Origin of the sequence: Pseudochrobactrum algeriensis (assembly GCF_018436245.1) — a bacterium.
Classification (GTDB): Bacteria; Pseudomonadota; Alphaproteobacteria; order Rhizobiales; family Rhizobiaceae; genus Pseudochrobactrum; species Pseudochrobactrum saccharolyticum.
Genome location: NZ_CP075361.1, coordinates 42,650 through 55,903, shown reverse-complemented (window position 1 = coordinate 55,903; position 13,254 = coordinate 42,650). Strand labels below are relative to the sequence as shown.

Sequence of the window (13,254 nt, the reverse complement as noted above, 5' to 3'; positions counted from 1 at the left end):
ATCCGGCCGGAATGTCGTTTAATCCGGCCAGCTGCGACAATCACGCAAAACATATACGGATTCATATAGATAGCATTGCATTTTAGAATAAAAACATGAGTAAAATACTCTGGAATTATTCTAAGCTATTGAAATAAGAACACTTTTCTAAATAAATGCTGAAAATTAGGTTTGACAACCGACCGTTTTCACCGGCATATTCCCGCTGTCAAAGCTTTCGGGAGGGATACTTCCGGCTCGTGGCAATAAATTCAACCTTTGATGTTTGGGCCTTGAACCCGCTCTATTGGAGGACCTCATGTTTGGTCAGGCACTTTACCGCCCAAGGGCGGTACTATCGTCGCGCCCTCAGCCGCGACGCATATTCATCGCTCCCTCGCGTCCGTTACAGATCGGATGTCGCCCATGAATATGCAGGTCAGAAATCTTTTTGAAACATCCAGTCATTATTTCGAGCGGCAGGCTGAAAAGCTGGTACTTGAAGGCTATCGCCACTGGACATCCGGCTTCGAAACCGGATCGGTTATTCCGTGGGAAATGGCCTGGACGATTTACACTCAGGAACTCGGCCTCGATAAAGCCAAGCTCGCGCTGGCCGAACTCTCCCATTTCATCCGCACCCTGCATTTTTGTGCAGTTTGTCAGCTCAAGGCCTTTCCTTATGGTTCGATGCATATCTGCCGTGAAGAATGCCTGCTGATGGGACTGATCTCCGCCTTGCAAAACGGTGACGATACAACCCGTGATGCCTGTCTGGATGCTCTGGTGACCGGCAGCCGTGTCGCGGAAGTTAAAAAAGCCGCGCAGGATTATGCACAGATCATGGCAGAGCTGGATCAGGTGCTGCTGCCTATCCCTCATTACGCCGTTGCCTGTGTTTTATCACCGGCAGGGCACAAAACCTTTCACTGATATGAAGAGCTGAAACCTCTTTCATAACTTTACCATGATTTTAGCCCAGTGACTGCGAGCGAAGCGCTCCGGATCCGCGGGCAAAACCGACAGGACGAATATAATGAATGCAAAAACTGAAAAGCGCTTGGGTATTATGGCTGCGATCCTGCTGACAGCAGCAATGTTCGTGGCGCCTAATCCGATCCAGCAACAGCAGAACTTTCATTTTCTCAGCATGACTGAGGAAGCCGTCAAAGATGTACCGGCTCTGATTGTTGTTGCGCAAAACCATCAGACCGGTTCAGCTATCCGCTAACAACACTCGTTTGAGCTATCATATTTAATCATTTTTTATCACTGTCCTCCCAAGACAGAAAAAAGCCGCGCTAAAGCATTTTCAGCAAAAGTGGAAACCGGTTTTGCATATGAGAATGCGTAAAATAAATAGCCGGAGCATTTAAAAAATGCTCCGGCTCAGCGCGGCTTTTATTTTCAAATAGTTTTAATCAGGCCTGCACAACAATCGGCGCTTTGCCCTGCACGCGATCATAAAGATCAATAATATCCTGATTCATCAGACGTACGCAGCCGGAAGACATAGCCTGCCCGATCGACCACCATTCCGGATTGCCGTGAATACGATAGCCAGTATCAACGCCGTCACGGAAAATATAAAGCGCACGCGCGCCCAGCGGATTGGCTGGTCCCGGCTCCTGACCGTTACGGTATTTTTCCAGCTCCGGCTGGCGTTTGATCATTTCCGGCGGTGGTGTCCAGCGCGGCCATTGCTTCTTATATTGCACATTGGCACGGCCTGACCATTCAAAGCCTGCACGTCCGACGCCGATGCCATAACGCATGGCCTCGCCCCCTGCAGCACCAGATACAAATATCGCTCATTCAGACGCACAACAATGGTGCCCGGCACCTCACCGGTCGGATCCGGCACAATCTGGCGGCGGAATTGTTTCGGCACTTTCTCATAAGGAATGGCAGGCAGGGAATAACCATTCTCATGAACAGCCGCATACATCACTTCATTACTGGTGACGCCTTTATCAACGCTGATCTGCGGGCGCATCACACTGCCGGTCGAAGACATATCAATATCCGGCTGAAAAGCCGACATATCCAGCGACTGGGTACAGCCAGCTAGACCAAAGGCACCGGCGCCGGTAAGAAAAATGCGACGGTTCAGAATTTCACCCTGCTTTGCCATGATAAATCCGTATCTTCAAAACCTTTTCAGAGGTCGGATTGTGCGCCCGCATGGTTGAAAAATCATTAAATTCGCCGGATCTTCATTTACCATAAACAATGGCCACACATTAAAAATGCAGTAAAAAGCAAAAAACCGGCACAAATTTGTGCCGGTTTTTCAATTCGATCAGTATCCGCATCTCTGACGGGTCAGTAATCTTTTTCGTAGAATACGCCCAGACCGGAATCACCATTCGTACCGACAGAGCCTTTGGCTTTGAGATCCCGCGTAATGTCCAGATTGATCGTGCCCTTGGTACCATTGGAACCGCTGGCTTCCACACCGAGATAAATATTATCGCGGATATAGCTGCCTGCACGAACCGCTGCATTGCCCTTGCTGTCGGTGACAACATCAAGATCATCCAGCCCTACGCCCTGACGCAATGCACCCAGCAGATTGGCGTTTTTACCACCCGCCAGTTCAGCGGCCGCAGCGGCAAGCTGTGCAATCTGGAAAGGAGACAGTTCCGAGATTGAGCGCTTGAAGATCAAACGCGCCAGAACTTCATCCTGCGGTAATTCCGGCTCCGAGGAGAATTTGATATCCGGATTATCCACCGTGCCCTGCACCGTCACCAGTACAATGATATCGCCGCCGTCACTGCGGGCAACGAAATAGAGCTGCGGGTTCATATCCCCGATCAGGGTCACTCGACCTTCATCAAAGGTTACACGCTGGGTCAGAATATCCAGACGGCCGCGCAGCAGTTCAAAACCACCGACCGGACGCACATTGGTTACAGGGCCTGTCAGACGGACAGCACCGCCCAGTTCCGTATCCAGACCGCGACCACGCACGAAAATCTGGTTCGGTGCAATCACGCGCACATCCAGTTGCGGCACGGTCGGACGGGATGTCGGCACCGGTGCGGAACCCTTGGCACGGGTTTCTACCTTAGCACGCTGCAACGTCATCAGCACTGATGCCGGTGTATTGACGTGGCGCACATCAATATTGGCACCGCCGCCGCCAAAACTTTCAGGCACGGTAATTTCCGCGCGTTCAATCTCGATCTTACCGGCAATCAGCGGATCGCGCATCAACGGGCCGGTAATGGTCAGGCCGCCATTAATGGTCGCAACCACCATGGAACCATCCGCATAACGTGCCTTATCAAAATTGATACGCAGATCGGCAGGGAAATTCTGCGCGGCATTGATCGAAATCGTGCCATCCGCATTGATTGAACCACCGGTTGACAAAGCTGCGCTTGCATTGCGCAGGCGGATTGTCTGACCTTCCATGCTGCCATTGATGGTAATATTATTGAGGCGGATATTGGTTTCCGGATCAACCATCTGCGCACCGCTTGTCGAGAACATGCCGCGGATTTGCGGATTGTCGAAACCACCGCTGACATTGGCGGTCAAAGCCAGTGTACCGGTTGCCTGTGCTCCGCGATCCGACAGAAAACGATTGGCAAGCGCCAGCGGAATCTGCCCCGTCACATCAATACCCAAACCGCTGCCAGACAAAGGCACACGCCCCTGCGCGGTCACGCTGAGATTTTGCGGGCCGTCAACAGACAGCGAGCTGATATTGACGGTCTTATCACCATAACGACCAGCAGCTTTCAGGTTCAAAGGCGCAAGCCCGTTTTCAGCCAGCGGTTTGGCGCTCAGCGCGCGTCCGTTCAGATTGAACTCGGCGGCAGGATTGGTCAGAGCGCCGGTGACTTTTGCGGTACCGGTAACATTACCACCCAGATTCTGATCCTTCACCACGCCATTGAGCAAAGCCAGCGGCAGATTGGCCAGTTCAACATTCACGTCCAACGCACCGGCAGATTTATCCGTGCCCAGCGGCACAAAACCATTCACACGGGTATCAAGACCATTACCGCCGGTAATCCGGCTGTCGACTTTCAGGCGGTTCTGGCTCGAGGTACCTTTGGCCGTTGCATTCAAGGCGCCGATACCCATTTCACGCGTCTGGCGGGCAATCACATCACGCGCATTAATGTCAAAACTGACATCAGGCTGGTTGCGCGAACCGGTAACCTTGGCCTGACCATTGATCAGACCGCCAAGCCCCAAATCCGGCTGGATGCTGTTTGCTACATTCAGCGGCAGATTATCCAGCTTCACATCCAGATTGAAGCGATCAGCCAAAGCACCATTAAGGCTCAGACGACCTTCTCCCACCTGCATGATGATATTGTTAAAGGTAACATCGCTGCCTTTCAGCGCCAGAGATGCCGGTTGTGCCAGTCTGGTCAGCATTGAGCCCTGACGCAGCTCCGCATCTGAAAGCGACAGCAACAAACCGCTGTCCTGCGGCTCCAATGCGCCGTTGACTTTAACTTTGGTGCCGATCTTCAGATCAGTTGCAGCCTGAAAAACCGTTTTGCTGCCTTCAGACTGAGCCGTTGCATCAACCACATTGATTTCAAATGTACCAGCGCGGATGGACTGTGCTTTCACAGTGCCGTCCACAACAGGAACATTGAACAAGTCGGCAAGCGTCGCATTAATATCCGCCTGCCCGATAACATTACCTTCAACATTCAGATTACGGATATCTGCTTTGACCGCAGCATTCTGGCGGTCATTTTCATAAGACAGATCAATATCCGCATTGATGCTACCGGTTGCTTTGGCAAGGAAAAGAGCGGCAGCGGTTGAGACATCCGGCGCATCCACTTTCAGGCGACCGGCGAGCAGGTTTTTGTCCGCAATATTCAGATCACCGCTGACGCGCGTGCCGCCAGCAACAAAACTCAGATCACTCAGGCGTTTGCCCTGCTCGTCCAGCGCAATTTTACCGGCAAGATCGAGCTTCTCACCACCCAAGAAAGCACTGCCGCTGAAACCACCGCTCAAAGACGGAGCAAGCTTCGGATCAGAACCGTCAAGCACAGCATTGAAGTCGAGCAGACCATCATTCAGCTTGCGCCCTTCCAGCGAACCGGAAGGCACAGATGCGCGGGCAGCCAGAGCAATCCGGTTTTCAGTTCCGCGTGCACTGGCTTTCAGCGACAATGGTCCCGTTGCCTTATCGGACAGATCGGCAATATCACCAATCTCAACGCCCAGATCAAAATCGGCATCCTTGCTGGAGAATGAGCCATTGGCAGTGATTGCATTTGCATCATTACCAATACGGAAACCACGGGCGGAAAAACCGTTTTCAGAACGTGCCAGACCACCGCTCAAAGTGGAGCGGCCATTGATAATACGGTCAGCAATATCCTCACCGGTTTTAATATTCTCTGCTGTGCCATCCAACGTCAGGTCAAATCCGCCGGTGAGAAGCGCAACAGTACCGGTTGCTTTCAGATCAAGACTGCCGGCAAGCGAACGGTCTGCCAATGCCGAGAACGGCATGAGGCTGTTTGCCTGCAAAACAATGTCACCGGTATAAATGAATTTATCAATTGCACCCTTTAAGGCAGCGCTCAGACCATTGCCGGTGAGCTGCAATTTTTCAAGCTGCACAGGAGAGCCGGCACGCCATTGCCCCAACACGGCCAGATCAAAACGGTCGCCCAGCGCCTGAGCAACCTCAGGCTGCCTGGCATTAATTCCTGTTACATTCCCTGTAATATTGAAACCGACATGGCGGTTTTGTGCGTCCTGCAGATTTTCTGCTGCGCCGCCCATATCCAGCACGGTCTGCTGTGCGGAGAAATCACCGGCCTGCAGACCTTCAACCAACAGCTTGCCTGTCCAGTCCGCAGACTGGCGGTCGCCGTAATCCAGTGTCAGACGCGCAGAAGCCAGGGAAGTCTGACCACCGCTGACCGGCAAAAGCACGCGGCCTTTTTCCTGATCGGCAATCAGTGCATCCAGATTCAGACGTGTCAGAAAGCCGTCATTGGCAGTTTCGGCTTTGGCCTGTACCTGCAAAGCGGCATTGGAAAGATTGAAATTATCCAGACGGAAGCCACCGCCATCCTTGATAAAACCATTGGCTGCAAGGCTTGAGGTTGCGCCAAAGAAATCACGGAATTTTTCCGGAATGAGTGCAGCAATCGGACCTTTGACATCCGCATTAAACACGCGGCCGGTAACAGTGCCGTCCGCATTGCGGTTCAGGGTCAGAAGTCCGGTCAGAATGCGCTGGCTGTCCGCATCAAGCGTCAGGTCAACTTTCAGATCATCAAGCTTGCCTGCGCCGGTCAGAGCCAGCTCAACAGGCGGTTTGCCTGCAATATTCAGGAGATTGGCGGCAATACCATTGGCAGGCTCGGAAAGACGCATATCCAGATCAAGCTTCTGATCGGCATTCGCATAATTCGCCTTCAGCTTCATCGTGCCGCCCGGACCATCCAGACGCTGCATGTCAAACAGCGACTCCAGCGATCCGTCCTGAAGGGTCAGATTGCCTTTCAGTGCCACTTCCGATGCCAGACCAAAGACCGGTTGGCCAAATTTCAGACGCTCAATATTCAGTTCACCCAGCAAAACCGCCAGCGGCAGTTCCGGCAAAGCAAAGCCACCGGCTTCCGGTGACGGCAGTCCCTCATCCGGCAAAGGTGTGCGGATAAACTCAACCTCTTTAGCCGAGAGTGTATCCACGCTCAAACGGCCGCGCAGAAGTGCCAGACGGCTCCAGACCAGCTGGGCATCTTTAATACGCAGCCAGATGCCTTCGCGGTCAGCAACCGTGATAGCGCCGACTTTTGCCTCAGACGACAAAACGCCTTCAATGCCGGTAATGCTGATCTTGCGGTTCGGGCCCGACAGTTTTTCTTCAACAAAAGACAGGAAATAGGACTTTTCTTCTTCGGCTTCCTGCGTGGAAACAGGATTGTCCGCCTGCGCCGTCTGCGTGCCTGAACCCGCAGGATTGCTCTGGCCGGTGGCAGGCGTCGTTACGCTGTCCGCCCCCTGAGGCAGCAGCGATGCCCCGATATAAATACCGAGCGGCAGAATGATAAAGAAAGTGGCTACGAAAGCGAGAAAACGGTTCAAAACGCCTGTCCTATGCCGACATAGAATGCAAAACTTGAGTCACCTGCCTTGCGGTTAAGCGGCACGGCAACATCGAAACGGATCGGTCCGAGGCTGGTATCATAACGCAAGCCCGCACCTGCCCCCAAACGCAGATTCTCCGCAAAATCAGGGTAGGATTCTTCCCCGACATATCCTCCGTCTACAAACCCGACTACACCGATACTATCGGTAACTTTTGTGCGAACCTCGCCGGACATTTCCATCAGCGAACGTCCGCCGATCACCACATCCCCCGGCTTATTCACCCCGATGCTGCGATAAGCATAACCACGGACAGAACCGCCGCCACCGGCAAAGAAGACTTTATCCGGCGGAAGATCACTCATATCAGCACCGACAATCGATCCGACTTTAACACGACCGGCCAGTACAACGCGTTTATCTTCACCAAAGCCGTAATAGCCACGGCCTTCTGCGGTAAATTTGGTCGAAAAACTGCCGTTTTTGAGCTCGTAGAACGGCTCAACCACGCCCTCGGCATAATAACCGGAAGTGGCATTGGTCTTGTTATCGCGCTTATCCAGCAGAATACCGCCCAGCATCCCCACGGTGAAAAACTGGCGTTTGCCGTAATAATCATCATCAAACTGCGCACGAGACACATTGGCAAACAAACGTCCGCTCAGATCTTCATTGAAGATATGCGTAAAACCGGCCTGTCCGCCGACCGATGTCTCGGTATAATTATCCAGAACCTCACGCTTACCGGTCAGAGACGAAACGAAATCCGTATCCGGTGTGAACACGCCCGGTTTGGTGAAGGATGTGCCCAGTACATAGGTAAAGTTCTTCGGATCATAGGAATTATCCTGCGAACCGCCGATACCGCTGACCTTGGCATCAAAGCGCAGACGCTCGGCTTTACCGAACAGATTGCGATGCATCCAGAAGGCTTCCACCCCTGCACCGTCCAGCGTGGAATAACTCGCACCAAGACCGAAGCGGCGCGGTTTACGTTCCTGCACGATGAGATCCATCGGCAAAATACCGTCGCGGTTGATTTCCTGTGCTTCCTGAATCGATGTCGAGCGGAAAACATCCAGCCGCGCCAAACGGCGGCGTGCACGCTCAATATCATCCGGATCATATTCCTGCCCCGGTTTCAGATCTGTCATATAGGCAACGAATTCCGGATCCATGCGGGCTGTGCCCTGCACTTTGACAGGACCGTAATGTGCAACACGTCCCGGTTCCAGCGTGATATCCGCATTCAGCACATTGCCTTCATGATCGGCAACAATATCCTCACGCGTAACTTTCGCTTTGGCATAGCCCTGCTGACGCCATGCCTCAACAGCAAGACGCTCTGCCTTCAGGATTGTACCGGATTTGGCAATTTCACCGCTTTTGAAACCGGCCTTTTCAGGCGACTGCACCTGATCGCGGCGGTCATCTGTCGGTGGAGCAAGTTCATTTATGCTGGCGCGGGCAAACAGGAATTGCGGTCCCGGATCAACATTGATGACAATTTTGGATGTATCCGGCAATTGTGTATCCGGCGGCAGGTTTGCAGCTTCGCGGCCATCAACCAGAATACTGATGGTGCCGCCATAACGGCCTTCACCATATAGCGCCATCAGAATACGGCGGTAATCACCGCGTGCTTTGGCCAGCAGTCCGCCGGAGCCGGAAGCCGCTTTTTCTTCATCAGCCACAAGCCGTGAAGCGCCTTTAACAAGATCTTCCACATCGGCTGCCGTGCCGTCTTTATTGGTGCGGGTGCCGCCGGAAGTGACTTCAACGCTGTAGCGTTTTGGTTCGGCAATGACATCATCGGCTTCTTCAGCCTTGTCTTTACCCCAAAGTTTAATGCCAAAGAGCTCAAAAGCATGCGCAGGCGATGCCGCCATAACCGGCAGCAGCGCAGTGAACAGCAGGAGGGTGCTGACTTTACGGATTGGAGCTCTCCTTAATTTATTACCTGCATATCATCCCATTCAACGGGGTCAATATGCATATTCCTCGGCATAGCCCGCTCCACCCATCGCGCGATGCCTAACAATCAAACTAGCGGAGAGTATAATCCAAAAGCTTACACTGCTTTTTTAAAATTTATGCTTAATAAAATATTAATTTGTATTTTCCTTTACCTAAAGAAAAACTTAATTTGTGGCTTTCAATCAAATATGAATTTTGAATATTTAATCTTAAGAAAGAAACAAAAACGAAAATCACAGAGGCATAAAGCCGTAAAATATTGAAAATATTTGTCTTTTAAAAATACAGCCGCACAGGGCAATTTAAAACCGACATGAAAGATTGTTCCGGAAAGCATTTGTCATACGGATTGCAACACGTTCCAAGAAAATGCGCATTGGTTAAAATACAGCCACCTCCCTTAAAGAGTCCTGCCACGGAACCACGTTTTCCATAACAGGGAATCGCCTTGCAGAATCTGCCTTATCAGATCCTATCTGCGCCATCCTCCGCGCGGAAAATGCACAGGCCCCACACCCCATCGGGGGTTCCAGCCCTGCCGGCCAAAAGGACGAGGATTATAGCGTGGCCCATAAGGCCGGTAGCCCGGACGATACCAAGGCCGGTAATAAGGCGGGTGCCAGCCCGTGTAATAAGGTTGATAATACGGAGCATAAAACGGATCATCATAAAAACCTGATCCGATATTCAGCCCGAAAGTGACTTGCGGCTGCGTATTATAGACCGGTGCAGCATTATAGCCCTGATAGGATTGGGATAAATAACGGCCACTTATCCAGCCTATCCCCCAGCTGCTTCTGATCTGACACCAGCTGCCGCGGCAACTCTCAATATGCACCGCCGCACCGCGCGGTAAAGCTGCAATCCGCATATAGTTTGTGCCCGGCCCCTGCCGTAAATTGACAGTACCCGAAACAGTCGCGACCTGTGCCTGCACAATGCCGGTTCCTACCAGCAGCATTAGCCCTGAAATTATTGAAATAATCTTCATCGAAATCACCAAATTAAAATTGAAGAAATTTAAATGAATGCAAATTTTAAATGACGCGCTTTGAGAAGATCAAAATTATGAAAGAATAAGGACTGTAATTTGAGACAGGTTACCCATGCATCTCAATATAAAATGCAAAAAAACGGCGCAGCCAAAGCAGCGCCGTTCATTGTTATTCCCGTGAGTGAGACAGGCTCACCCATATTGCACCTTATGGCAGCGCGCGCGCGGCCTCAGGGCTGACTTCCATCATATTGATGGCCAGATGGTTCATGATCCACAACGAGCCGATCAGAACAATCGCCAAAATCAGCACGGTGAAGAGCAGAGCCAGCAATGTCCAGCCGCCCTCGGATTTGGAATCCATGTGCAGGAAGTAAACCAGATGAACAATCATCTGCACCGCACCGAAAACCATAATAATGGCAACGGTTGTGGTTGTGTCAAAATACTGTCCCATCACCACGCCGAAAGGAACGGCTGTGAGGATGACGGCCAGAATGAAACCGATGATATAATTCTTGGTTTCGCTGGCCGATGCTTCAGTTTTATGCGCGGAACTCATGCCTGAACTCCCATCAGATAAACAATCGAGAATACACCGATCCAGACAACATCAAGGAAGTGCCAGAACAGGCTGAGGCACATCAGACGGGTCTGGTTGGCTTCTGTCAGACCGGAACGCAGAACCTGCGCGACCAGAACCAGAATCCAGATCAGACCGAACAGAATGTGCAGACCGTGCGTACCGACCAATACGAAGAAGGCGGACAGGAATGCAGAACGGCCAGGACCGGCACCGATTTCGATCAGGTGATGGAATTCATAGATTTCCATCGCCAGAAAGGCTGCGCCGAGCAGGAATGTCACGGCAATCCAGCCAAGCATGGCGGATTGTTTTTTACGTGACATCGCGATCATCGCGAAGCCATAGGTCAGGCTGGAGAACAGCAGCAGAGCGGTTTCCACAGCAATGAAGTTCAGATCGAACAGTTCCCAGCCGGTCGGTCCTCCCGCGTATGAACGCGAGAGAACTGCAAAGGTGGCAAACAGACCCGAGAAGATGACACAGTCACTCATCAGGTAGATCCAGAAGCCGATCAGTGTCGTGCCGCGGGAATCGTGGTGCTCGTGGTCGTCGTCATGCCCGTGGGCGTGATCGTTAGCGTGCGTTACAGCGGCACTCATGGCTTAACTCCCAAAGACTGCAGCTTGAGCGTATGCTCATCTTCGATGCGCTGCACTTCTTCCGCAGTGACATAGTAGTCGCGGTTATTGTTGAAGGAATGGATGATGCTGATCGCGATGATGGCCAGAGTAGCGGCAATTGCCAGCCACCAGATATGCCATACACCGGCAAAACCAAGCGCGATACAAACCATACCGATGATGAAACCGGTGCCGGTATTACGCGGCATGTGGATCGGCTTGAACTTGTCGGTTTTACGCTTCACGCCACGCTTCTTCATATCCCAGTAAGCATCAACGTCCTGAACACGCGGTGTTTCAGAGAAGTTGTAGAACGGAGCAGGAGAAGCCACAGACCATTCCAGCGTACGGCCGTTTTCCCACGGATCACCGGTGTGATCACGCAGTGCTTCGCGGTTGCGGATGGACACCAGAACCTGAATGATCTGACAGGCGATACCAACCAGAATGATTGCAGCACCGATAGCGGCAATAATCAGGTAAATCTGCCATGCCGGATTTTCAGTGTGGTTGATACGGCGGGTCATACCCATGAAGCCCAGAATATAGAGCGGCATGAAGGCAAGAATGAAACCGGTCAGCCAGCACCAGAATGCGCGTTTGCCCCAGGTTTCATCGAGACGGAAACCGAATGCTTTCGGGAACCAGTAGATGAAGCCGGCAAAACAACCGAACAGCACGCCGGAGATAATCACGTTATGAAAGTGCGCAATCAGGAATACGGAATTGTGCAGTACAAAGTCCGCAGGCGGAATTGCAAGCATAACGCCGGTCATACCGCCGACCACAAAGGTACACATGAAGCCGACAGTCCACAGAACCGGCGTTTCCATACGCACGCGGCCTTTATACATCGTGAACAGCCAGTTGAAGATTTTCGCCCCTGTCGGGATCGAAATAATCATTGTCGCCACGCCGAAGAAGGCGTTAACGGAGGCACCGCCACCCATTGTAAAGAAGTGGTGAGCCCAGACGAGGAAGGCCAGAACGGTAATGGCAACGGTCGCATAAACCATTGAAGTATAGCCGAACAGACGCTTGGCAGAGAAAGTCGCGATAACTTCCGAGAACACACCAAAGCAAGGCAGAACCAGAATATAAACTTCCGGATGACCCCAGATCCAGATGAGGTTGATATACATCATCGGATTACCGCCGAAATCATTGGTGAAGAAATGCATACCAAGATAACGGTCAAGCTGCAGGAGCGACAGGGTAACTGTCAGGATCGGGAAAGCTGCAACGATCAGAATGTTCGAGCAGAGTGCAGTCCATGTGAAAACCGGAACCTGCATCATTGTCATGCCGGGAGCGCGCATTTTGATGATGGTTGCGATAAGGTTCACACCGGAGAGCAACGTACCCATACCGGAAATCTGCAAAGCCCAGAGGTAATAATCAACACCGACACCGGGGCTGTATTCCAGACCGGACAGCGGCGGATAAGCCAGCCAGCCTGTACGGGCGAATTCACCGACGCCGAGCGAGATGTTTACCAGAATAGCACCGGCAACAGTCAGCCAGAAGCTCAGGGAGTTCAGGTAAGGGAACGCAACGTCGCGGGCACCGATCTGCAGCGGAACCGCAAAGTTCATCAGACCAACGATAAACGGCATCGCCACGAAGAAGATCATGATCACGCCGTGGGCAGTGAAGATCTGGTCATAGTGGTGCGGAGGCAGGAAGCCTTCATTGGCGCCGGAGGCCATAGCCTGCTGGGCGCGCATCATCACGGCATCGGAGAAGCCGCGGAACAGCATCACCAGCGCCAGAATGATATACATGATACCAACGCGCTTATGATCGACAGTTGTCAGCCAGTCACGCCACAATACGCCCCATTTACCGAAATAGGTAATGGCTGCGAACAGAGACAAACCGCCGAGTACAACGGCACTTAAAGTGACCACAAGTATCGGTTCGTGAAGCGGAATATCCGCCAGGGTAAGTTTTCCGAACATTTCTCTACACTTTTAATGGCAAAACCATTGGCCATAATC

At 52.0% G+C, this 13,254-nt stretch carries 8 protein-coding genes and 1 pseudogene; 2 read left to right on the top strand and 7 right to left on the bottom strand.

Going from position 1 to position 13,254, the window contains the following annotated elements; genetic code table 11:
• The first annotated feature begins 405 nt into the window (after window positions 1-405).
• Complete coding sequence (locus KHQ09_RS02480; protein WP_213596072.1) at window positions 406-912, top strand: hypothetical protein; 507 nt, start codon at window positions 406-408, stop codon at window positions 910-912.
• A 103-nt stretch (window positions 913-1,015) separates the two neighbouring features.
• Complete coding sequence (locus tag KHQ09_RS02475; RefSeq protein ID WP_213596070.1) at window positions 1,016-1,210, top strand: hypothetical protein; 195 nt, start codon at window positions 1,016-1,018, stop codon at window positions 1,208-1,210.
• Window positions 1,211-1,400: 190 nt separating this feature from the next.
• On the opposite strand, the pseudogene KHQ09_RS02470 reads toward KHQ09_RS02475, so the two are convergent.
• The 7 genes and pseudogenes from KHQ09_RS02470 to cyoB form a co-directional block, all read right to left on the bottom strand.
• Window positions 1,401-2,113: pseudogene (locus KHQ09_RS02470) on the bottom strand (L,D-transpeptidase).
• A 191-nt stretch (window positions 2,114-2,304) separates the two neighbouring features.
• Window positions 2,305-7,074, bottom strand: coding sequence for a translocation/assembly module TamB domain-containing protein (locus KHQ09_RS02465; RefSeq protein WP_420801421.1), 4,770 nt, complete (start codon window positions 7,072-7,074; stop codon window positions 2,305-2,307).
• The gene (locus tag KHQ09_RS02460) at window positions 7,071-8,966 is read right to left on the bottom strand and encodes an autotransporter assembly complex protein TamA (protein WP_116086191.1); all 1,896 of its coding nucleotides are present in this window, start codon (window positions 8,964-8,966) and stop codon (window positions 7,071-7,073) included. The genes KHQ09_RS02465 and KHQ09_RS02460 overlap by 4 nt, the downstream gene beginning before the upstream one ends.
• Before the next feature lie 560 nt (window positions 8,967-9,526).
• A complete protein-coding gene (locus KHQ09_RS02455; protein WP_213596066.1) occupies window positions 9,527-10,045 on the bottom strand; it encodes an SH3 domain-containing protein in 519 nt (172 codons plus the stop codon).
• Window positions 10,046-10,256: 211 nt separating this feature from the next.
• Window positions 10,257-10,610 (bottom strand): cytochrome o ubiquinol oxidase subunit IV, encoded by a 354-nt coding sequence (gene cyoD, locus KHQ09_RS02450; protein ID WP_022710229.1) that lies wholly within the window; start codon window positions 10,608-10,610, stop codon window positions 10,257-10,259.
• Window positions 10,607-11,233, bottom strand: coding sequence for a cytochrome o ubiquinol oxidase subunit III (gene cyoC / locus KHQ09_RS02445; RefSeq protein ID WP_022710230.1), 627 nt, complete (start codon window positions 11,231-11,233; stop codon window positions 10,607-10,609). Before cyoC ends, cyoD begins: the two co-directional genes overlap by 4 nt.
• The gene (gene cyoB / locus KHQ09_RS02440; protein ID WP_022710231.1) at window positions 11,230-13,215 is read right to left on the bottom strand and encodes a cytochrome o ubiquinol oxidase subunit I; all 1,986 of its coding nucleotides are present in this window, start codon (window positions 13,213-13,215) and stop codon (window positions 11,230-11,232) included. Before cyoB ends, cyoC begins: the two co-directional genes overlap by 4 nt.
• Window positions 13,216-13,254: the final 39 nt, after the last annotated feature.